Source organism: Micromonospora rhizosphaerae, from assembly GCF_900091465.1.
Taxonomy (GTDB): domain Bacteria; phylum Actinomycetota; class Actinomycetes; order Mycobacteriales; family Micromonosporaceae; genus Micromonospora; species Micromonospora rhizosphaerae.
In genome coordinates, this window is record NZ_FMHV01000002.1 from 5,386,950 (window position 1) to 5,408,924 (window position 21,975).

Sequence of the window (21,975 nt, forward strand, 5' to 3'; positions counted from 1 at the left end):
TCTGGTCCCTTCTTGAGCACCTTGCTCCATTCAATGCCGGCAGCCGCGACCGTAGCGTGGAGGCGCCTGTAGGTTCCGGGTCCCGGATCACGCGAGCCGAAACCTAGAAGGAGGCCGACGTGCATTCGGTACGAGTCCTCTTCGGCGCTTTACCAGCAGACCTGCACGAGGCGGTGAGCGAGGTGGTCGCCGGCGAACCCGACCTCGAGGTGGTCGGGGTCGCGGCGAAACCGTCCGCGTTGCTGCGTGCGGCGGGGACGCTGCGCGCGGACGTGGTGGTGGTCGCGACGGCTGGCGGTGAGATGCCGGGCGTGGCGACGCACCTGCTCGACCAGTACCCGGGCATCCGGGTGGTGGCGGTCGCGCCGCAGGGCGGCACCGCGCTGGTGTACGCACTACGGCCGCACGTCGACCGGTTCACCGGCTCGTCCCCGCTGGAGCTGGTCCGGACGCTGCGCCGGGCCTGCCACCCGGTGGCTTGAAGGCCCTTGCCGAAGAGCCTGAAGGCCCAGACACCAGGGAAGGAAGGGAACGTCATGGCGGTGAGGATCCGCAGCCTGGCCGTCGCGGGACCGCTGTACGTGCCACTCACCAGCGGCCGCTCGGTACGCCTGTCCCCCGGCGGGAGCACCGGCGACCTGGACGACGTCGAGATCGCCGGCAACGCCAAGGTCGACCGCCTCCGCGAGCGCGGCCTCATCGACGTCGAGCAGATTTCCGAGGACCAGCCCCGAGAAAGACCGGAAGAAGACCAGGCCGAGGCGAAGAAGCAGACCCCACGCCGCACCGCCCGCGAGCAGAAGTAGGAGCGACCATGGCCACGGTGAGCTACCCGGGCGTCTACATCGACGAGGTGTCCAGCGGCGTGCGCCCGGTGGAGGCCGCCAGCACCTCGACGGCCGCGTTCGTCGGCCTGGCCGAGATGGGTCCATCCACGGCGACACGGATCACGAACTGGACCGAGTTCCAGCGGGTGTACGGCTCGTTTATCACCGGCGGCTACCTGGCGCACAGCGTCTTCCAGTTCTTCAACAACGGCGGCCGGCAGTGCTACGTGGTCCGGGTGACCCACCCGGACGCGAACGTGGCCTCAGTCACCGTGCAGAACCGGGCCGCCACCCCGGTCGCCGGGGTCAAGTTCTCGGCACGCAACAGCGGCCGCTGGGGCAACTCACTGCTGCTGACCATCGAGGAGGGCACCCTCGATCCGGGCAACGAGTTCAAGGTGAGCGTGCGACGCCAGGCCGACCCGGACGTGGTGCCCGGCGACTTCCGCGACACGCTGCCGCTGGAGACGTTCGACAACCTGAGCACCGACCCGGCTGCGCCGAACTTCGCCACCGCCGTGCTGCGGCAGAACTCGGCCATGGTGGACGTCCAGTTCCTGAGCGGCAACACGGCCACCCAGCGCGGCCAGCACAAAAGTGGTCCCGGGCCGGCCCTGCCGCTGAACACCAACCGCTCCTTCCAGATCAACCTGGACGGCGACGGCTTCCAGCAGGTCGCCCTCCCCGACGCGGCGGCGACCAGCACTGATCTCGCCGTGGTCGCCAACGCGATCAAAGCGGCGGTCTCGGCGCTCGCCAAGAAGCGGAACTCCACGAGCGCCACCGCGTTCACCGGCTTCACCTGCACCGTGGAGGGCAGCGGCGACCAGGCGCGGCTGCTGTTGCAGTCCGGCACGAACAACGCCACCTCCTCGGTACGGGTCCAGCCGGCGGCCACCGGCGACGCGACCGGCAAGCTGCGCCTGGATGCGGGCAGCGGCGCGCGGTCCGAGGGCGGCGCGGCCGTGCAGCGGCCCGCTCTCATCGACGCGTTGCAGGTCGGCGACGCCGCCAAGGCGGGCGTGGTGGCCGACGCGACGGCCGGCGAGGACGGCGACGCCGCGGGCCTGTCCGAGGCGACGTTCGCGGCCGCGTTCACCCAGCTCGACACCATCACCGACGCCAGCCTGCTGGCCGTGCCGGGCGAGGCCAGCACCGTCATGTACGACCTGGGTGCCGCGTACTGCGCCAACCGGCCGTTGCGCGACATGTTCTACCTCGGCGAGACCGGGCCGGACGACGAGGACGCCACCGACGCCGCGACGTTCCGCGCCAAGATCAACGTGGTCAACTCGTACGGGGCGCTGTACTTCCCGTGGGTACGGGGCCTCGATCCCACCGGCCGGTCGCGGGAGCCGATCCCGCTGCCCCCGTCCGGCTTCATCGCCGGCATGTACGCCCGGACCGACGCCACCCGCGGCGTGTGGAAGGCCCCGGCCGGGGTCGGCGCGACACTCAACGGCGTCGTCGACCTGGTCGCCGAGCTGGGCGACGTCGACCACGGCAACCTGAACCAGCGGGGTGTCGACGTGATCCGCCGGTTCCCCGGTTCCGGGGTGGTGGCGTTCGGCGCCCGTACGGTCCACTCCGATCCGGAGTGGCGGTACGTGCCGGTACGGCGTACCGCGATCATGCTGCGGGTCAGCGTTTACCACGGCATCCAGTGGGCGGTGTTCGAGCCCAACGACGAGACGCTCTGGTCGCAGCTGCGGCTCAACCTGGGCGCGTTCATGATGTCGCTGTTCCGGCAGGGCGCGTTCCAGGGTGCCACGCCGTCCGAGGCGTTCTTCGTCAAGTGCGACGCCGAGACCACCACGCAGGCCGACATCGACGCCGGGATCGTGAACGTCGTGCTGGGCTTCGCGCCGCTGAAGCCGGCCGAGTTCGTCGTCGTCAAGATCAGCCAAAAAGCGGGCCTGGCCGCCGGATAAAAAGCCGGACACAAAGCCGGACAGCCACGAAGACCAGGGGAAGGAGCGCGGCCGATGCCCCGATTCACGGTCAACACCACCCGGTTCGACCCGTACCTCGGGTACAAGTTCAAGATCATTATCGACGGCCAGCCGGTCGCCGCCGTGAACAAGTGCAGCGCGCTGAAACGCACCACCGAGGTCACCCCGTGGTACGAGGGCGGCGACTCCAGCGCGCCACGGCAGATCCCCGGCAAGACCAAGTACGACCCGATCACCCTCGAGGCCGGTGTCACCCACGACACCACGTTCGAGGAGTGGGCGAACAAGGTGAACAACTTCGAGGGTGACGCGGCGATGTCGCTGGCAACGTTCCGCAAGAACATCACCATCGAGGTCTACAACCAGGGCGGCCAGAAGGTCCTCGCCTACCACGTGTTCCGGTGCTGGGTCTCCGAGTACCAGGCATTGCCGCAGCTCGACGCGGGCGGCAACGCGGTGCTGATCTCCACGATCAAGCTGGAGAACGAGGGGTGGGTCCGCGACCCGATCCCCGAGCTCAAGGAGACGTAGTTGTCCGGCGGGGTGCTGCCGGGTGGCTGGTTCGACGCCGACGGGCGGCTGCATCGCGACTTCGAACTGGCGGTGCTCACCGGCCGCGAGGAGGAGCTGCTCACCCAGGCCCGGCATCCGCGGCCGGCGGCCCTGGTCACCGAGGTGCTCAGCCGCTGCGTGCGGCGCATCGGCGAGGTCAGCCCGGTGCCGCCGGAGGTGGCCCGCAAGCTGCTGGTCGCCGACCGGCTCCACCTGCTGCTCCAGCTGCGCCAGGCCACGTTCGGCGACCGGGTACGGGCCACCCTGGTGTGCCCGTGGCCCGGCTGCGGTGCGCAGGTCTCGCTGGAGTTCTCGCTGGCCGACGTGCCGGTGCAGGCCGCGACGCTGCCCGGCCGGTGGCACACGATGACCCTGCACGACGGCCGGGAGGTGGTGTTCCGCCTGGTCACCGGCGCCGACCAGGAGGAACTCGCCACCCTGGCCGAGGAGAACGAGGGCGCCGCGCTCACCGCCCTGCTCACGCGCTGCGTCCGCCGCCTCGGCGATGACGAGCAGCCGGGCGAGGACACCGTCGCGGCGCTGCCGGCCCGCGCCCGCGCCGAGATCGAGGAGCGCATGCGGGAGGTGTCGCCGAGCGTCGCGCAGACCATGGACGCCCGCTGCACCGAATGCGGCCGCGCGTTCACCGTCCCCTTCGACGTGCAGCGGTTCTTCCTCGGCGAGCTGCGCACCGACGGCGCCCGCCTCTACCAGGAAATCCACTACCTGGCCTACCACTACCACTGGTCGGAGACCGAGATCATGGCGATGACCCGCGACAAGCGGCAGCGGTACATCGACGTGCTCGCCGACGCGATCGGGGCGCTCAACGATGCCGGCTGACGGCTACCTGCGCAGCCTGCTCACCGCCGGGGCCCGGCCGGTGCGGCACCGCGGCGGCGTCCGCGAACTGCTCGGTCTGCCCGAACCCGGCGCGCGCATCAGCTTCACCACCGGGCCGCGCGCCGCCGGCTTCGTCTACCGGCGCACCGGCGCGGCCGCGCCGCCGGCGACGCAGGCCACGTCCTGGCAGGTCCAGGTGGTCGAGGATCCGGCCGATGTCGACTCGTGGCCGGTCGCGCCCGGCAATTCGGCGCCCGCTCCGCAGCCACCAGAGTCAACCCCGCCGGGGTACGCCCGGAGCACCCCGAATCCACCCTCGCCCGAGTGGCGCCCCGCTGTGACCACGGGAAGTCCCGCCGGGAGGTTCCACTCGGGGTCTACGAGGCCGGACGGCACCGTGCCGGTGCCGGTACCACCCGCCGGCCCCCAGCAGTCCGAGCAGGCCCGGCCGCACTCCGGCGACCCGGTGGTGGTACGCGTCCCCGGCGTCACACCACCACCGCTCCCGGCCGCGCCCGCTCCACCGCTAACCGCCGCCGACCCTCCGCCGCACTCCTTCTCCTCGCGATCTTGTGAAGCTGTGCCGCACCGTGACCACGCAGTTCCACAAGATCGGAAGGGAGTCGACGCTCAGCACTCAGACCCTGACAGCGAAAGGCGTCCAGCGGCCCCCACGCCTGTTCCGCCGCCACACCGCGCCGCCTCCGGCGACTCGCCACAGGATCCAGGTCGCCTCGACCGTGCACGCCTCACCGATCAAGACAACTACAGCCCTTCGACCGAACCCACACCCTCTGATCAACATGCGCCGGTCGGCGACGTCACGCCCGGTCCAGAGCACCACGGGTGGCCCGCACACACCGCGCTCGACCAGCCGCAAGCGACGCGACCAGGCCGAATGCCGTCCCCTCCCGGCCCGCGACCGGCACGCCGGGCAGCCGAGACGACCATCGACATCCCACAGCCCGACCCACGACCGGCACGCCGGACGGCCGAGACGACCACCGGCATCCCAGAGCCTGGCCCGCTCCGGCAACCCGCGCCCCGCTCCACGACCGGGGACGGCGCGCCGCCGGAGGACGCCGGGATCGCACCGGCGGGCTTGCGCGCGCGCTCACCCGTACCCCGGAAAGCGGCCGGACATCGCAGCGAGCCGCAACCGGCGCTCGAACCGGAACCGATCTCCCCGCCGCCCGCGCCCGCCGCCCCGCCTGCCGTGCCCGTCGTCGTGGTCGCGCCGCGGCCCGGACCGGCGGCGTTCTGGGAGCGGCGGAACGTCGGTCGGCTGCGCGGCAGGATCCCGCGATGAGCGCGTCCACCGCGATCGGGATGGTCAGCGCCTCGCTGCGCAACCTACTGCGCGGCGAGATGAACCTGACCCCGGCGGTCGACGTCACCGTCCTCGCACCGGACGAGACCGCCGGGCCGCGCCGGATCAACCTGTTCCTTTACAAGATCACCGAGAACGCGTTCCTGAAGAACCAGGACTGGACGCTCCGGCCCGGCACGCCGCCGCAACTGGTCGACGCGCCCCTGTCGCTGAACCTGTTCTACCTGGTCACGCCGTATGCGCAGAACGATCCGGTGACCGGGAACGCGACCGCGCACCAGATCCTCGGCGAGGCGATGCGGGTGTTCCACGAGCATCCGACGGTGCCGGCCGAGCATCTGGAGCCGGGCCTGGCGGACGCGCGGGAGCGGGTGCAGATCGCCGGGTACGCGCCCGACCCGGAGGAGCTGAGCCGGATCTGGACGACGTTCTCGCAGCCCTTCCGCCTGTCGGTGCTCTACCAGGTGTCGACCGTGCAGCTGGACCGGTCGCCGGACAGCGCCCGACCGGTGCCGCGGCGGGTACGCCGCATCGGCGTGCCGGACGTGCGCGCGCCCTGGCGGCCACCGGCGGTCACCGCGATGACGCCCGCCGCCGGGCCGCCGGGCACCGTCCTCACCTTCACCGGGCAGCATCTGACCGGGTGGCGGGCCGACGTGGTGGCCGGCGACCGGCACGTGCTGACCGGCGAGCCCCTGGACGGCGACACGTTCACGGCCACCCTGCCGGACGGGCTGGCGGCCGGCTTCCACGAGGTACGCGTCGACGTGTCCGCGCTGTTCCGCCGCACGTTCGTGGTCGAGGTGACGCCGTGACCGCGGTCGCCGGGTACCCGGACACCCTCGCCCACCTGGCCGACGAGCTGCGCCGGCTGGACCTGACGATCCGGCGTCGGCTGGCCACCGCGGTCCTGCTCAACGACCTGGCGCCGCAGGGCCAGACGGCGCGGACCGTCTACATCACCCGCGACGAGGTGGAGTGGCTGCTGGACACCGGCGGCCCGCCCGAGCCGGCCACGCCGGAGCTGGACGAGGTCCTCGACCAGGTGTCCGCGGTGATCGCGGCCCGGGTGCGCGCCGGGCTGGCCGCCGGGGCTTCGCTGGCCCTGCCCCGGCTGGGGCGGCTGTTCGGGTTGTCGGCCGACGAGCTGCGTGCCGTGGTGATCTGCCTCGCCCCGGAGCTGCGCCGCAAGTACGACCGGTTGTACGCCTACCTGCAGGACGACATGACCCGGAAGCGGCCCAGCGTCGATCTCGTGCTGGAGCTGCTGCATGACGGTGAACAGCAGCGGTGGCGGGGATTGCGGTCGTTCGACGATGGGGCGCGGTTGTTGCGCCTGGGGATCCTGCGGGTGGTGCCGGATCCGGCCAGCCCATCCGGGTCGTCGGGCCTGGGCCGGTTCCTGACCATGGATCCGCGGATCTGCCGGCATCTGCTCGGCAGTGCCGAGCAGGAGATCGACGCCCGGCTGACCGGGGTGGCGAGCCTGGCGAGTCCCGCCGGCTCGGGGTCGGCGGCTCCGGTGGCGGCTGCCGGGCTGGCCCGGCTGGCCGCACGGCATCGGATCACGGCCGACGAGCCCGGCCCGGCACTGGTGTTCGTCCTGCACGGGCCGCCCGACACCGGACGCCGCGACCTGGCCCGGCAGGCGAGCGCCGAGCTCGGCCTCGGCCTGCTGACCGTGGACGCGGCCGCCGCCTCGGCCGACCTGATCACCGTCGCCGTCCGTGAGGCCCGCCTGTGCCGCGCCGCGTTCTGCCTGGCCGGCCTGGACACGACCACCGAGGGCAGTCGGCCGCTGCTCACCGCGCTCGCGGGCGCCCTGCGCGACATGGGCGGCCTCGCCTTCGTCACCACCACCGAGCCCTGGCGCGACAGCACGGCCTTCGGTGACGTACCCGTGCACGAGGTCGCCCTGACACCGCCGGACGTGCCGCACAGCACCGCACTGTGGACCGGCGCCCTGACCGGCCGTACCCCCGACCCGCAGCCCTGGGCGCGTGAGCTGGCCGAACGGTTCCGGCTCGGCCCGGCCGCGATCCGGGCGGCCGCGGCGGCCGCCGACCGGCGCCAGCTGGCCGAGGCCGAGCCGCGGGCGCTGACGCTCGCCGACGTGTACGCGGCCTGCCGCGAGCGCTCCACCGGCCGCCTCGCCGATCTGGCCGTCGCGGTCCACCCGGCCTGCGGGTGGGACGACCTGGTGCTGCCCGAGCCGCAGCTGCGGATGCTACGCGACATCTGCGCGCAGGCCCGGCACCGGCAGCGGGTCTACGGCGGCTGGGGGTTCGGCACGCTCGGCGCCCGGGGCACCGGGGTGACCGCGCTGTTGGGCGGGCCGCCCGGCACCGGCAAGACGATGGCCGCCGAGGTGCTCGCCGCCGACCTGGGCCTGGACCTCTACCGGGTGGACCTGTCCGGGGTGGTCAGCAAGTACGTCGGGGAGACCGAGAAGAACCTGCGCCGGGTGTTCGCCGAGGCCCGCGGCGGCAACGCGATCCTGTTCTTCGACGAGGCGGACGCGCTGTTCGGCAAGCGTACCGAGGTGTCCGACGCGCACGACCGGTACGCGAACATCGAGACCAGCTACCTGTTGCAGCAGATGGAGCAGTACGACGGGGTGGTGCTGCTGGCCACCAACCTGCGGCAGAACCTGGACGACGCGTTCACCCGGCGGCTGCGGTTCGTCGTGGAGTTCCCGTTCCCGGACGCGGGCAGCCGAGCGCGGATCTGGCGTACCCATCTGCCGGCGGCCGCGCCGGTGGCCGCGGACGTCGACGCCGACGCGCTGGGCCGCGAGTTCGAGGTGGCCGGCGGGACGATCCGCAACATCGTGTTGAACGCGGCGTTCCTGGCGGCCGATGACGGGCAGGTAATCGACCGGCGGCACATCCTCGACGGCACCCGCCGCGAGTTCGAGAAGATCGGGCGGCTTTGGACCGAGCCGATGGGTGGCCAGCGATGAGCGACGACCGGTTCACCCTGATGTCGCCGGGCCAGACCCGCAAGGCGTCGCCGCCGGTGCCGGCGCGGACGCCGCCGTCCGGGACGAGCCGGGACCGGGCGCTGGGGAACTCGTTCCTCGCGAAGCCGGCGTACACCACGATCAGCATGGAGTTCGACGGCACCGACCTGATCGTGTACGGCGACGGCACCGAGGTCTTCCGCACGTCCGCCCAGTCGGGACGGCCGGTGGTGCTGCGCGAGCAGGACGCGAAGGCGGCCGGGGCGAACCCGGTGACCGACACGTACCTGAACGACAAGCGGTTCGTCGGAGTGAAGGACTACGGGCCGATCCCGGAGGGCACGTACACGTTCCGGCCGGCCGGCATCGAGCGGTTCGACTTCGGCGAGCGGATGAAACTCCAGCTCGGCGGGGTGTTCGGGGCCGGCGACGTGACCGTGCAGGGCCGCCGGATCCACGCCGGGGACTGGGGCACCGGCCGGATCGCGCTCACCCCGGGCGCGCTGCGGCAGGGCCCGTTCGGCGACGTCACCCAACGCGGCGGGTTCTTCCTGCACGGCGGCCTGCTGTCCGGCAGCTCCGGGTGCATCGACGTGGGCGGCGACTTCGACGCGATCGTCGACCTGTTGCAGGGCTACACCAAGCCGGTCACGGTCACCGTGCGGTACCGCAACGAGCCGCCGGTGGTGAACTTCTTCCAGGGCACGTCCGGCGCGCTGGCGTACGGGCGGGCGCGGTTCCAGCACGGTCCGAGCTTCGGACTGGGCGGCGAGGTCGGTGCGGGCGGGCCGCGGGCGCTCGCCTCCGGCGGGTACGATCTGGTGCTCCAGTGGGCCGGCGGGGCGCTGCGGGCCGGTGTCCGGCTCGACGTGCCGTTCACCGATCAGGCGGCGTTCGTCCGGGCCGGTGTCGGCGGCGGCCTCGACTTCCGGCTGTTCCGGCCGCTGTACGGGCGGCTCGTCGGCGGCTACGGCTGGGACCTGACCGGCCCGGATCCGCGGCACGGCCCCGAGCTCGGTGGCGGGCTGCGCCTCGACCTGGGCCCCACCCAGTGGGAGGCGCTCTACCAGGTGCTGCGCCCGGCTGCCGACCAGGACCAGCAGGTACACCAGGCGCTGCTGAAACTGGGCTTCCGGTTCTGATGGCCGGCCGGTCCACCACCCACACCGTCCCGGCCGCACGGACCCCGGCCGCCCAGGCCACGCCGCCGCCCGCCGCCGCGCGGGCTCCGGCGCAGCACCGTGGCCTCGGCAACGACTTCCTGAGCCGGGCCGTCTCCGCGCCGGGTGACCAGCCCGAACTGCACGCCCACGAACGGGCGCGGCAGGTGCTGTCGAGCCCGCCGGGCGCGTACCCCATCGGCGGGCCGGCCGAACCGCCGCACCTGCCCGCCGGGGTTCCGGCCGCGGTGGCCGAGCAGGCCGGCGCGGGCCGGCCGCTGGGCAGCACCGACCGCGCCTTCTTCGAACCGCGCTTCGGCGCGGGCCTCGGGCACGTACGGGTGCACGACGGCCTGCGGGCGGCCGCCCTGGCCGACGCCGCCGGAGCCGCGGCCTTCACCGTGGGCAGCCACATCTTCCTCGGACGGGACGCCTCCACGGCCAGCTATCCGCTGCTCGCACACGAGCTGGCGCACGTCGAGCAGCGGCACACCCGCCCGGTGCTGTGGCGGGCGCCCAAGACCAAGGGCGGCGGCGGTGGCCGGCCGGTGGAGCGCCTCGAGGTCTTCGCCGACAGCATGAGTTACGCCGCGCAGGTGCTGGCCGAGGGGTTCCGGATCCGGTTCGGGCCCGGTCGCCGGGTGTTCGTCGGCCTGACCGCGCGGTACGTGTCGTTCTTCGACACCGACGGCGCCCCGATCGACCGCGTGTCGATCAAGGAGGACCACCGGTTCGCGTTCCACCAGGGCGTCTACGTCAACCAGGGCGGGCGGCTGGTCGCGATCACCATCTTCCAGGGCGACGTGGACGGGCCGTGGATGCCGGAGTCCGCCGGCGGCTCGGTCGTCGGCCACCGGATCCCCGCCGAGGGCCAGAAGCCGGCCGAGCCCGAGAAACCCGCCAAGTCCGCCGAGCCCGAGCTGTTCCGCTTCGAGGACGTCGTCAGCGAACCCGACCGGGTACGCGCGGCCCTGGCCGCCGTCACCACCGCGGACATCGTCTACTTCGTGCCGTCGATCGAGGCGAAGGAGACCGCGGTCGGCAAGCAGACCGGCAGCGGGACCGCGCAGTACACCAGTCAGATCGAGACCCGTGGCGACGGACTGCCGGCGAACGAGCCGCCCTGGCCGGTGTCGATCGAGGGCCCGAAGCTGGTGCCGATCGAGGCGAACCCGACCTACAGCTCCAAGGTGGACTGGACGGCCAACGGCAACTTCTCTGTCGCCGCTCAGGTGATCTCTCAGGTCGGCGAGACCATCCACTATCGATGGGAGCGCTTCGACATCACCAAATACGCCCGGCAGCAGCTCGCCGCGAACCCGGTCGGTACCGCTCCGCCGCCGCCCGGCGCCGAAAAGACCCTGGACCAGCGGATCGCCGAGTTCACCGGCGCCAAGGCCGGCGCCGGCACCGACGTCACCGGCATGGGCGGCGCGAAGCACGAGTTCGCCCGCGAGTTCGACGACTGGTGGAAGGACACCAAGCGGGCCGCCCGCGGCGCCGCGAACCCGGGTGGCGACACCACCGGGCAGCGGCTCTCGAACGCCGCCGCGAACCGGCTGGCCCTGGAGCTCGCGCCGGTGTCGCTGCTGGTCACCACGCTGGGCGCGACGCTGCGGCTGATCGCCGACCTGTTCGCCGGGCCGCGGGTGCAGCAGGAGATCCCGTTCGAGCGGGAGGGCATCTTCCTGATCCGGGTGATCACCACGCCGGGCATCAACGAGGACCGGCAGGGCCGGCCGATCGTACGGCCACCGTCGGTCGCGGCCCGGGTCACCGAGGTCGCCCCGATGGACCGCAACGTCCGGGAATCCCTTGACGAGCCTGCCGCGCAGCTCGCCGAGCTGCAAGCGCAGATCGACCTGGCGAAGGCGGCCGGCGACGCCAAGAAGGCGGAGTACCTGGCCAGCCTGCTCGCCGAGGCGAAACTGCGGTTCGAGGGCACGCCGCTGCAACTGCTGCGGCAACGCCGCACCGCCAAACTCACCGATCCGACCGTGACCGGATATGCGCGGGAGCAGGAACTGGCGCAGCTCGACGACCAGATCGCCCTGGCCGTACGCCACGAGCAGCAGCGCACCGCGGGCGCCGGAGCCGACCTCGCCCCGGCGGTACGCCTCAACGCCACGCTGATCTCCGAGGTGACCGGCGAGCAGTACCCGCTGCTCATCTCGTCCGGCCCGATGGCGCGGGACGGCACGAAGCACCGGTGGCTGATCAGCGACGTGACCAACCGCGATGGTGAGGCGTACATCGGGCTCGGCGACACCCCGAGCGGCGCGCTGCTGTCGGCGCTGACCAAGTTCGGCGGCAAGGCGGCGTACGGGCGGGGCCGCATCGGCGTACGCACCGCGGGCCTCGGCCTGGAGGCCGGCGCGCCGGCGGAGCTGCTGGTGGACAGCCAGCCGACCGACTGGGCCCTGGCCGAGAAACGCCTCGACGACCTGGTGATGACGCTCGCCGCGCTCGGCCTGTTCGTGGCGTCGGCCGGGGTGGCCGGTGCGGTCGTTGGCGCCGGGGTGGCCGCGGCCCGGCTCATCCACCGCTGGCAGGCGGGCACCCTCCGCCTGGACGCGCAGACCGTCAACGACGTCCTCGGCGTGCTCGGCGGCCTCGGCGCCGCCGGGCAGCTCGCGGCGGGCCTGCGGATGCAGCGGTTCGAAAAGATGTTCGCGATCACCGTGGAGGGTGGCACCACGACCGCCCAGATCGAGGCGGCGGCGCAGGCGCTGCGCGGGGCGCAGACCCTGTCCAAGGTGGTGGCCGCGGCCAACGAGGCGATCAACTACGGCGGGCTGCTCTGGGGCAACGTCCAGTTCCTCGACCAGATGGTGTCGATCGCCGCGCAGGAGCGATCCGGGGCGCTGACCCACGCGGCGGCCCGCCGGGCCCGGGCGAACGCGATCTCCTCGGCGGTGCAGAACAGCGGCCTGTTCCTGGCCGCCAACGTGATCAAGGCCAAGGGGCGGACGGCTGCGGAGAAGCCGACCCCGGAGAAGCCGCCGGCTGGCGAGGAGGGCCCGGCCACCCGGGAGACCACCACCGCCCGGCCGGAGCCGGCGCCCATCGGGGAACGCCGGGCCACCCTCACCGAGCTGCGCGGGGCGCTCCCCACCGACCTGCGGCAGAAACTCACCGTCGACCCCACGTTGAAGGGCGACACGGTCCGCGTGGACTACACCGTGGACCCGTCGACCCGGCTGATCACCGAGATCCGCATCCGCTGCGGCCCGGACGCCCGGCCCGGCACGGTGGCGCTGCACACCGAGACGGTCCGCACCATGGAGAAGTACCAGGGCTTCTCCGGCCGGGTGCAGCAGGCTCTCAACTGGCTACGCGACCTGGTCGGCGTCGACACCCTCGACCCCGGCAACAAGCCGCAGTTCGAGGCCCAGCTGGAGATCCGCAAGCTACCCAAGCTGATCGAGGCGCAGCTGGACCGGATGAAGGCCATGGAGCCCGGCGCCCGCGACCGGGCCGAGGCGGAACTCGCCAAGCTCCAGGTCGACCTGGACCGGCACCTGCGCACCCTGGACCTGGGCCCGATCGGCGAGGGCGTTGGCTACGTCGCCGCCGAAGGCCTCTCCAAAGCCAAGCAGCGCAGGTACGCCGAGCTGCTGGAACGCCTCCGCCAGCACGAGGCCGGCTCGGACACCCACAAGAAGATCCGCCGGGAGATGTACGAACTGATCGGCGGCACCCTCGAGTATCCGGCCTGGGAGAGCATCTACCAGGCGAACGTGACCCGGGCACGCAAGGCCAACGCCGTGGTGGCCGCCGAGCACTCCCGTCTCGGCTGGGGCGAGACCGAGGTGACCGTGGAGGTTGGCAAGGAGGTGCGCCGGCTGGACATCGCCGACGTGAAGTCCCGGCGTGGTGTCGAGGTGAAGGCGTACGAGACCGGCAGGATCTACGCGTCCGAGGAGATCCTGGCCGAGGTGCGGCGGGACGCGGCCCTCGTCCGCCAGGGCTGGAGCATCAAGTGGATCCTGATCGACACCGAGGCCAGCGGTCCGCTGCTGCAGGCGCTGCGCGACGCGCGGATCCTGGTCGAGCTGCGCGATACCGTCCGCGGCGGCACCGAGTTCTCCCGGCGCATCCTGCCGCCCCGCAGATAGAGAGCCACCCGTAGATAGGAGCTGCCATGGCCGACGACGGTTTCGCCGCACTGCGCCTGCACAGCGACGCGGAGTTCCAGTCTTGGCTGGCCCGGGACGTGGAGGCCCGCGACGAACTGTACGAGCTGATCGGACACGAGCTCGGCATCGGCCCGGCGTCGCTGGACGAGCTCGAGGCCTTCCTGCTCAACCGCTATCCCGGCCCGGACGACGCGCTGCGCCTCGACCAGCGGCCCGTCACCGACGCCGCGGCCCGGCACACCGGCCTGGTCCTGGTCCTCGGTATCAACGGCGCGACCTGGGACATCGACCTCACCGACACCGACGACGCCTACTACCGGCTCCCGGTGGTACGGCTGCCGGACGGCTCCGCCGAGTGCCCCCTGTCGCTGGTGACCGCCGCCCTGGACCGCCGCACCGGCGACTATCTCAGCGGCGTCACCGGATACCTGATCGAGCAGCACGACACCGCGGACTGATCCCTGCGGACCGGCCGGGGACCAGGAGGTACCAGGGCACGTCCTGGTCCCTAACTGGGAGTCTGTGTCTATTCAGTCGCAGCCGGGCCGCTCGTACGGTGAAGGTCGCCGCCGCGCGCGGCGCCCTGCACGCGTCGACGCCGCCGGACTGGCGAGGTGATGCCGATGAGCGACGGATTCCCCGGCAAGCCGCGGGTGCTGCGCGGCGCCTTCGTCGAGTTCGGACTGAGCCTGCCGCCGCTGTTCGTGGTGTTCCAGTTCAACCCGCTCCAGCTGACCCGCAACCGGTCGCTGACGTTCGCCGCGCCGGGCACCACCGTCACCGCCACCGCGACCAACCAGGCTCCGGCGGTGCCGCCACGCACCCTGCGCCAGTTCCACGCCGGTGTCTCGGACCTGTCCGAGCTGCGCAAGCAGCAGCTGGTGACGGTGCAGGAGCAGACCATCGGGTTCGACATCCGGCTGGACGCGACCGACCGGCTCGACGAACGGGACACCATCACCGAGCAGTTCGGCATCGCCCCGCAGCTGTCCACCCTCGAGCTGATGGTCCACCCGAAGGAGGAGAGCCTGCTCGGCGCGGCGCTGGGCGCGCTGCTGGGCAAGCCGGAGGGGTTCAGCTTCACGAGGGGTGAGAACCCGCCGATGGTGCTGTTCATCTTCGGCCGCAAACGGGTGCTGCCGGTGAACATCAACTCGCTGAACATCACCGAGACCGAGTTCAGCACCGACCTCAACCCGATCCGCGCCACCGTCGCCGTCAACCTGACCGTCATCGAGGGCAAGAGCGTGCCGTACCTGTACTCCAAGGCGATGACCGAGGCGATGTCGGTGCTCAACCTCGCCAACGTGGCCGACCTGGCCGACGTCGTGGTGCCGGGGTGAGGGCGGTGTTCGACAGGCAGTCCCGTTACCGCGACGTACCGGACGTGACCGTGCCGGACGCGCGCGGCCGGATGGTGCTGGCCAAGGACGTCCGGGTGACGCCGCCGGTCACCGGCACGTTCCGGCATGTGGTGACGGCCGGCGACCGGCTCGACCAGCTGGCCTGGCAGTACTACGGGCGGCCGTTGCAGTTCTGGCGGATCTGCGACGCCAACCCGGAGTTCCTGTCCCCGCTCGCCCTGGTCGACCAGGAGACCATCGGCACCGTACGCGTCCCGGTGGCCGTGTCCGGCGACCCGCCCTGGGCTGTCTTGCTGGCCAAGCTGACCGCCACCGCCGGTGTCGACGGCGTGCTCGTCGACGACGACACCCGGCTCGCCCGGCGGCCGCGCACCGTGGACGGCCGGGAGGTGACCGTCACGGTCGCCGAGCCGGACCGGGCCGTCGTGATCACCTTCCACCGGGCGAGCGTCGGCGTCGCCGCGCTGATCGAGGTGATCCGGGCAGCCGGGTTCACCGCCGGTGCGCCGGCTGACGCCGGCCAGGTGGGCCAGCCGATCGTGGTGCCAGTCGCGGCCGGCGGTTGACATGCCGCACGACAGCCTACGCATCGAGATCGGCGGCGCCGAGGCCCCGGACCTTTACGACGACCTGCTGTCGCTCGAGGTGGAGTTGGATGAGCAGCTCACTGGCATGTTCCGGATGACCGTGGCGTTGCTGCCGCGGCCGGACGGGTCGTGGGCGTACCTGGACGACGAGCGATTCACGGTGTGGCAGCGGGTGGTGATCAGTGCCGGGCTGGACGGCGACAGCCCGCAGCTGATCACCGGTTACATTACCCACCTGCGGCCGGACTTCGGGCCAGGCGCCGAGCAGTGCGTCCTTGAGGTGTGGGGCCTGGACGCCGGCGTGCTGATGGACCGCGCGGACCGGCTGCGTGCCTGGGCCGGCAAGCGTGACAGCGACATCGCGTCTGAGATCTTCCGATCGTACGGGCTGACGCCGCACGTCACCGCCACCCGTGTGGTGCACGAGGAGCAGGTCTCCACGATCGTCCAGCGGGAGACCGACCTGCAACTGCTCAAGCGGCTCGCGCTGCGAAACGGCTTCGAGTGCTGGGTGGACGGCGACACCGGCCACTTCGGCCCGGCCGGGCTGTCCGGCAGCCCGCAGCCGGTGCTCGCGGTGCACTTCGGCGACGAGACCACGGTCGACCGGTTCCGGCTCGAGGTGGACGCGCTCGCCCCGGCGGAGGTGACCATGCACCAGATCGACCGGATCACCGGCGAGCCGCTCGCCACCACCGCAGAGAAAGGCTCGGAGAAGCAGCTCGGCGCGACCGGCCCGGACGGGCTGCTGAAGGCCGGCCTCGACCCGGGGCGGGTGGCGGTGGGCCAGACCGTGGCGACCGGACTGCCCGAGATGGAGGCGCTCTGCCAGGGCCTGTGCGACCGGGGGGCCTGGTTCGTCACCGGGGAGGGCGAGGTGGCCGCCAACCAGTACGGCACGGTGCTCAAACCGCACGCCACGGTCACCGTGAAGGGGGTCGGCGAGCCGTACAGCGGGGTCTACTACGTCACCCACGTCACCCACCGGTTCACCGCCGACGGCTACCGGCAGGAGTTCAAGGTGCGCCGCAACGCGCTGCGACCGTCCGGGGACGAGCAGTTCACCGCCGATGCGGGCGGGCTGCTCAGTGCGCTGGCGGGTGCGCTGTGAGGGGCGAAACCGCGGCCGCGCGCGTCCCCGAGGAACTGGAGCGGATGGTGGCGACGCTGGTGGAACGCGCCGAGCGGCGGTTCTTCGGCAAGTACCGCGGCCGGGTGGTCGACAACGAGGACCCGCTGCGCCTGGGCCGGCTGCGGGTCAGCGTGCCCAGCGTGCTCGGGCCGGACGTGGTAACGGGCTGGGCCACCCCGTGCGCCCCGTACGGCGGTGCGGCCGGTCAGGGCCTGCTGCTGGTGCCGGACCGGGAGGCCGGGGTGTGGGTCGAGTTCGAGGAGGGCGACCCGGAGTTCCCGATCTGGTCCGGAACGTTCTGGAGCAAACCCGCGGCGGGCAGTGAGCTGCCGAAGCCCAACGCCGCGGACGGCACGGAGGCCGACGGGCCGCAGGCGGTGCCCACCCGCAAGACGTTCAAGACGCGCAAGGGGCACACGGTGCAGTTCGAGGACGCCGACGGCGCCGAGGCGGTGCTGCTGCGCGAGGGCGGCAAGGGCCACCGGATCGTCCTCGACGCCGACGGCATCACCATCACCGATTCGGACGGCAACGTGGTGGTGCTCGGCGACAGGGCGATCCGGCTCACCGACGCCACCGGCAACGCGATCGCGCTGACCGAGGACGCGGTGACCGTCACCGCGAAGAAGCCGCTGACCATCGACGCGTCCGGCCAGCCGATCCGCATCGTCGGCAAGTCGATCGCTCTGGAGAAAGGGTGAGTCATGGGCAAAGCGCTGATCGTGAAGAACGACCCGGTCGACGGCGCCGACACCCACCAGGTGACCGGCTCGACCACGTCCAGCCCGCCGGCCGCGTACACCGGGACCGGCGACTACCAGTACCAGGGCGCGGTGACCGGCGGGCTCAGCGAGTTCGTCACCGTGAACGGCATCCCCCTCGCGGTGGTGACCAGCACCAGCAGCCTGCGCGCCGAGGGCGCAACCGCACACCAGGCGCTCAGCGGCGGCAACTACCAGCCGCCCGCACCGGCGCCCAACCCGGCGACGCTGACGTTCACCCCGGCCACCGGGGTCGGCGACGGCAAGCCGGGCGCGGCCGCCGGCAGCGCGCTGCTCACCGCCGGCGGCGCCAAGGCGCTGCTCGACGGCGATCCGTTCGACACCTGCGGCATCCCCGGCGGCAAGGGCAAGGGCACCGTGACGGCGCAAGGGCAGGCCTTCGTCACCTGCTCGGTGTGAGAGGAGCGGCCGTGGCAGGCTTCGGATTCCCGTTCGCGGTGACCCCGCGCGGCACCATCACGCCCGATCCGGACGACGACGCCGACCTGCGCGGCCGGGTCGTGCAGGTGCTGCTCACCACGCCCGGCGAGCGGGTGAACCAGCCGGAGTTCGGGTGCGGGTTGTTCCACCTGGTCTTCGACCCGAACAACACGATCATGGCGGCGGCGGTGGAGTTCACCGTGGGGCAGGCGCTGACCCGGTGGCTGGGCGACGAGCTGGTGGTGGCCGGGGTGGACGTCCGCTCGTACGAGGAGGAGTTGGTGGTGGAGGTCGCATACGTGCGCCGCCGCGATCTGGCCCCCCGCGCGGTCCGGGTCCAGTTCCGGTGACCCGAGGTGATCGCCGTGGCTGAGCTCAACCGGATCGACGGCCGGCCGGTCATCGACTACATGGCCCGCGACTACGAGAGCCTGCTCGCGGCGATGCGGCAGCGGATCCCGGAGAAGCTGCCCGAGTGGCGCGGCCATGCCTCCGAGGCCGACTTCGGCAACGTGCTGCTCGAACTGTTCGCGCACCTCGGCGACATCCTCAGCTTCTATCAGGACCGGGTGGCCAACGAGAGCTTCCTCGGCACCGCCCGGACCCGGCGCAGCGTGATCGAGCACCTGCGGCTGATCGGCTACGAGTTGGGCACCGCCGCCCCCGCCTCGGCCGACCTGACCCTGTCCGTGCCGGCCGACGTCACGGAGACGGTCACGATCCGCCGGGGCGACGCGTTCGCCACCGCCAGCGAACGCGACCGGCCCAGCGTCCGCTTCGAGTACACCCGCGACAACGACCTGCGCATCGACTTCGGCACCGTGGCCGTCGACGAGGGCACCGGCCGCAAGGTGTTCCGCAGCGTGCCGGTCGAGCAGGGCCGGCTGTTCACCGGCCAGTTCCTCGGCACCTCCGACGGATCCCCCGATCAGCGGTTCCCGCTGCCGCATCCGGGGCTGATCCTGCGGCCGCCGGGCGCCGCCCTGCCCGGCGGCATCACGGTGACCACCACCCTGCCCGACGACACGGCACAGAAGTGGACGCTGCGCGACACCCTCGCCTTCAGCGGGCCCGCCGCGCCCGACTTCGCGGTACGCGTCGACGACCAGGACCGGGCGACCGTGGTGTTCGGCGACGGCCGGTTCGGCGCGGTGCCGCCACCCGACGCCCGGGTGAGCGCCACCTACCGGGTCGGCGGCGGCACGGCCGGCAACGTGCCGCCCGGCGCGATCGGCGTGATCCTGGACGCGCCCCGGCTGGCCCGGCTCGGCGCGACCGTCACCAACCCGGCCGGTGCGGCCGGCGGCGCCGACCGGGAGAGCATCGAGCATGCCGTGCGGCACGCGCCCGCGGTGTTCCGGTCGATGCGGCGGGCGGTCACCGCCGCCGACTACGAGGCGATCGCGCTCAGCTTCAAGGGCGTGGCCAAGGTACGGGCCGTCGCCACCAGCTGGAACGAGGTGACCCTGTTCGTGGCGCCGGAGGGCGGCGGACGCGGTGAGCACGTCAGTGACGTGCTGGAGGCGAACCTGCGGGCGTTCTTCGAGGACAAGCGGATGCTCAGCCAGATCGTCGAGATCGCCGACGTCGACTACGTGCCGATCAGGGTGACCGCCGAGGTGGCGGTCGAGAGCTACCACGTCACCGAGGACGTCCTCGCCCGGGTCCGCCAGGCCGGCGCCGACCTGCTCGCGTTCGACCGGGTCGGCTTCAACGAGACGGTGTTTCTGAGCCGCTTCTACGAACGCTGCCAGGACGTGCCGGGCGTGCAGTTCCTCAACATCACCGAGTTCCGCCGCGGCGACACCGGCACCGACCCCGTCGAGACCGACGGTGTGATCGTCCTCGGGCCGAGCGAGATCCCGATCGTCCCGACCGACCGGGAGTACCAGGACGGGATGCGGGTCGTTCCCGTCCCGGGGGTGCGCTGACATGCGCCTGACCGGCATCACCGCCGTTGCCCACCCGCGGGGCAACCGGATCGACCTGGCCTGGACCGGACCACCGGCGGGCATGGGAGTGCGGGTGATGCGCCGGGAGGGCGGGCACCCGGCCGGGCCGGACGACGGCACACTGGTCGCCGAGGGCGTGGGCCTGGCCGCCGCCACGGATCGTGACCTGCGCGCGGAGACGATCCACTACTACACGCTGTTCCCGTACGCCGGTGACCCGCGGACCTACGAACCGGACCCGCGCAACCTGGCCGCGGCGACGGCACTCGCGCCGTACGACTTCGGCGGCTTGATGTTCCGGATGCTGCCCGCCCTGTACCACCGCTACGACGCCCTGCGGCTCCCGACGCCGGGCACCGCCGAGCCGGGCGACGAGGACAAGGGCCAGCTGCGCCGGTTCCTGGACCTGCCCGGCGGCGAGCTGGACCGAATGTACAGCCTGGCCCGCACCCTGCTGGACGTCACCGACCTGGACCGGGTGGACGGGGCGCTGCTGCCGCTGCTGGCCGAGTGGATCGGCTGGCGCACCGACTTCGGCCTGCCGGTCGCCGCGCAGCGCAACGAGATCCGGTTCGCGCCGCGGGTCTACCAGACCATCGGCGGGCTGGGCGCGCTGGGCGCAACGGTCACCCGGGTCACCCGGTGGCCGAGCCGCACCAAGGAGTACGTCCACAATGTCGCCCGCACCAACGTGCCGGAACGGCTCAACCTGTGGTCGCTGGCGCGCGCCGAGGACGGTACGCCCGGCGAGGCGAGCCTGGCGTCGGTCAACTTCGCGTACGACGGGCGTCCGGTGCTGGTGGATCCGGGGGACGGCTCGCTGCTGGCCGTCTATCACACGCACCGGCGGCACGGCTGGGACATCTGGGCGAAGCGGCACACCGTCGCCGGCGGCTGGGAACCGAGCGCGCCGGTCGTCACCCGGCCCGGCATCGACAAGCACCCGAGCGCGGCACGGGCCGGCGACCGGTTGTGGCTGTTCTGGCAGAGCCTCGACGCTTCCGAGCCCGCCCGCGGCGATGAGGATCGCTCGGGTGGCGCGCAGCCGCATTGGCGGATCTCGTTCGCGACCCGCGACGGCGGCGGCTGGAGCCAGCCGCGGATCTTCGGCGACCCGGCGGTGGAACGGCAGCTACCGGCCGCGGCCGGCGACGACGCCGGCGTGTGGCTGTTCTGGCAGGAGGGCGCCCGGGTCCGGTACAACCGGCACGACGGCGACGACTGGCAGCTCGCCGAGCCCGCGACGGTCCCCGACGAGCAGGTCGGCGAGGACCCGTACGTGCTGGTGGCCGGTGGGCGGCTGTGGCTGTTCCGGACTCGGCACGAGTCGGCCGGCCCGCCCGGGCAGACCCGGCGCACCATCGCGTACCGGGTGAAGCAGGGACTCGACCCGGCCGCGGCGGACTGGTCGCCGGTGCGGACCGTGCCCAAGAGCGAGGACGGCGACTATCACGACCGGTACCCGTACGCGCGGGCCGTGTCCGGCGGCGTCGAGCTGCTGTGGAGCACCACGGCCGGTGGTGGCCCGACGCTGGTCGCGGCCACCGTGGACCCGGCCACGAACACCTGGAGCCCGCCGCGGACGGTCGCCGGTGGCCCGTACGCGAACCGGGGTTTGGCCGTGAGCGGCCTGCCCGGCGGAGGCTCGCTGGTCCTGTACCGCTCGAACCGCAGCGTGGCGCACGGCGTGACCCTCGACAACCGGTACGCCGGCACCGCCACGGTGGACGCCCGCTGGACGCAGAAGCTGGCGCTGCGCGGCACGTTCGAGGACTTCCAGACCTATCTGCACGACGCCCGCGCCGGACGGCGCGGCACCGCGAACCGGATCGCCCGGGACACCGTCGGCGTGTTCCTGGAACCGGCCGTCACCGACCCCGACGAGATCCGGGCCGCGATGGCCCGCCTGGCCGGCGCCCTGCCCGACTTCCTGCCGGCGACCACCCGGACGGTCCTGATCACCCCGTAGGAGT

18 protein-coding genes are annotated in these 21,975 nt (G+C 72.4%); all 18 read left to right on the top strand.

Annotation, left to right across the window (positions count from 1 at the left end; translation table 11 throughout):
* Positions 1–119 precede the first annotated feature (119 nt).
* The 18 genes from GA0070624_RS25330 (at position 120) to GA0070624_RS25410 (ending at position 21,971) form a co-directional block, all read left to right on the top strand.
* Positions 120–482 (top strand): response regulator, encoded by a 363-nt coding sequence (locus tag GA0070624_RS25330; RefSeq protein ID WP_141715162.1) that lies wholly within the window; start codon positions 120–122, stop codon positions 480–482.
* 54 nt (positions 483–536) lie between these two features.
* Positions 537–806, top strand: coding sequence for a hypothetical protein (locus GA0070624_RS25335; RefSeq protein ID WP_091345332.1), 270 nt, complete (start codon positions 537–539; stop codon positions 804–806).
* Between the two features lie 8 nt (positions 807–814).
* Complete coding sequence (locus GA0070624_RS25340; RefSeq protein WP_091345334.1) at positions 815–2,758, top strand: phage tail sheath family protein; 1,944 nt, start codon at positions 815–817, stop codon at positions 2,756–2,758.
* Between the two features lie 54 nt (positions 2,759–2,812).
* On the top strand, positions 2,813–3,310 hold the full coding sequence (locus tag GA0070624_RS25345) for a phage tail protein (RefSeq protein ID WP_091345337.1): 498 nt from the start codon (positions 2,813–2,815) through the stop codon (positions 3,308–3,310).
* The gene (locus GA0070624_RS25350) at positions 3,311–4,174 is read left to right on the top strand and encodes a T4 family baseplate hub assembly chaperone (RefSeq protein WP_091345338.1); all 864 of its coding nucleotides are present in this window, start codon (positions 3,311–3,313) and stop codon (positions 4,172–4,174) included. It begins immediately after the preceding gene.
* A 1,305-nt stretch (positions 4,175–5,479) separates the two neighbouring features.
* Complete coding sequence (locus GA0070624_RS25355; protein WP_091345341.1) at positions 5,480–6,319, top strand: Pvc16 family protein; 840 nt, start codon at positions 5,480–5,482, stop codon at positions 6,317–6,319.
* On the top strand, positions 6,316–8,466 hold the full coding sequence (locus GA0070624_RS25360) for an ATP-binding protein (RefSeq protein WP_091345343.1): 2,151 nt from the start codon (positions 6,316–6,318) through the stop codon (positions 8,464–8,466). The genes GA0070624_RS25355 and GA0070624_RS25360 overlap by 4 nt, the downstream gene beginning before the upstream one ends.
* On the top strand, positions 8,463–9,608 hold the full coding sequence (locus GA0070624_RS25365; RefSeq protein WP_091345346.1) for a hypothetical protein: 1,146 nt from the start codon (positions 8,463–8,465) through the stop codon (positions 9,606–9,608). The genes GA0070624_RS25360 and GA0070624_RS25365 overlap by 4 nt, the downstream gene beginning before the upstream one ends.
* Positions 9,608–13,744: an eCIS core domain-containing protein gene (locus GA0070624_RS25370; protein WP_091345349.1), complete on the top strand. Its 4,137-nt coding sequence runs from the start codon at positions 9,608–9,610 to the stop codon at positions 13,742–13,744. Before GA0070624_RS25365 ends, GA0070624_RS25370 begins: the two co-directional genes overlap by 1 nt.
* 26 nt (positions 13,745–13,770) lie before the next feature.
* Positions 13,771–14,223 (top strand): hypothetical protein, encoded by a 453-nt coding sequence (locus GA0070624_RS25375; protein WP_091345351.1) that lies wholly within the window; start codon positions 13,771–13,773, stop codon positions 14,221–14,223.
* Positions 14,224–14,388: 165 nt separating this feature from the next.
* Positions 14,389–15,108 carry a hypothetical protein gene (locus GA0070624_RS25380; protein WP_091345354.1) on the top strand — a complete coding sequence of 240 codons (720 nt, stop codon included), beginning with the start codon at positions 14,389–14,391 and terminating at the stop codon, positions 15,106–15,108.
* 5 nt (positions 15,109–15,113) lie between these two features.
* On the top strand, positions 15,114–15,695 hold the full coding sequence (locus tag GA0070624_RS35355) for a tail protein X (protein WP_218105296.1): 582 nt from the start codon (positions 15,114–15,116) through the stop codon (positions 15,693–15,695).
* Between the two features lies 1 nt (position 15,696).
* Positions 15,697–16,827, top strand: coding sequence for a phage late control D family protein (locus GA0070624_RS25390; protein WP_091345358.1), 1,131 nt, complete (start codon positions 15,697–15,699; stop codon positions 16,825–16,827).
* Complete coding sequence (locus tag GA0070624_RS25395) at positions 16,824–17,549, top strand: phage baseplate assembly protein V (RefSeq protein ID WP_141715163.1); 726 nt, start codon at positions 16,824–16,826, stop codon at positions 17,547–17,549. Before GA0070624_RS25390 ends, GA0070624_RS25395 begins: the two co-directional genes overlap by 4 nt.
* Positions 17,550–17,552: 3 nt before the next feature.
* Positions 17,553–18,029 (top strand): hypothetical protein, encoded by a 477-nt coding sequence (locus tag GA0070624_RS34995; RefSeq protein ID WP_176731868.1) that lies wholly within the window; start codon positions 17,553–17,555, stop codon positions 18,027–18,029.
* Between the two features lie 11 nt (positions 18,030–18,040).
* The gene (locus GA0070624_RS35000; protein ID WP_176731869.1) at positions 18,041–18,400 is read left to right on the top strand and encodes a GPW/gp25 family protein; all 360 of its coding nucleotides are present in this window, start codon (positions 18,041–18,043) and stop codon (positions 18,398–18,400) included.
* A 15-nt stretch (positions 18,401–18,415) separates the two neighbouring features.
* Positions 18,416–19,981 (top strand): baseplate J/gp47 family protein, encoded by a 1,566-nt coding sequence (locus GA0070624_RS25405; RefSeq protein WP_141715164.1) that lies wholly within the window; start codon positions 18,416–18,418, stop codon positions 19,979–19,981.
* 1 nt (position 19,982) lies between these two features.
* Positions 19,983–21,971, top strand: a complete 1,989-nt coding sequence (locus GA0070624_RS25410) for a hypothetical protein (RefSeq protein ID WP_091345367.1) — start codon at positions 19,983–19,985, stop codon at positions 21,969–21,971.
* Positions 21,972–21,975: the final 4 nt, after the last annotated feature.

Bases quoted from the DNA above. Each gene is read 5' to 3' on its own strand.
- GA0070624_RS25335 (WP_091345332.1), top strand. From the start codon at position 537: ATGGCGGTGAGGATCCGCAGCCTGGCCGTCGCGGGACCGCTGTACGTG.
- GA0070624_RS25340 (WP_091345334.1), top strand. From the start codon at position 815: ATGGCCACGGTGAGCTACCCGGGCGTCTACATCGACGAGGTGTCCAGC.
- GA0070624_RS25345 (WP_091345337.1), top strand. From the start codon at position 2,813: ATGCCCCGATTCACGGTCAACACCACCCGGTTCGACCCGTACCTCGGG.
- GA0070624_RS25355 (WP_091345341.1), top strand. From the start codon at position 5,480: ATGAGCGCGTCCACCGCGATCGGGATGGTCAGCGCCTCGCTGCGCAAC.
- GA0070624_RS25365 (WP_091345346.1), top strand. From the start codon at position 8,463: ATGAGCGACGACCGGTTCACCCTGATGTCGCCGGGCCAGACCCGCAAG.
- GA0070624_RS25370 (WP_091345349.1), top strand. From the start codon at position 9,608: ATGGCCGGCCGGTCCACCACCCACACCGTCCCGGCCGCACGGACCCCG.
- GA0070624_RS25375 (WP_091345351.1), top strand. From the start codon at position 13,771: ATGGCCGACGACGGTTTCGCCGCACTGCGCCTGCACAGCGACGCGGAG.
- GA0070624_RS25380 (WP_091345354.1), top strand. From the start codon at position 14,389: ATGAGCGACGGATTCCCCGGCAAGCCGCGGGTGCTGCGCGGCGCCTTC.
- GA0070624_RS25390 (WP_091345358.1), top strand. From the start codon at position 15,697: ATGCCGCACGACAGCCTACGCATCGAGATCGGCGGCGCCGAGGCCCCG.
- GA0070624_RS34995 (WP_176731868.1), top strand. From the start codon at position 17,553: ATGGGCAAAGCGCTGATCGTGAAGAACGACCCGGTCGACGGCGCCGAC.
- GA0070624_RS25410 (WP_091345367.1), top strand. From the start codon at position 19,983: ATGCGCCTGACCGGCATCACCGCCGTTGCCCACCCGCGGGGCAACCGG.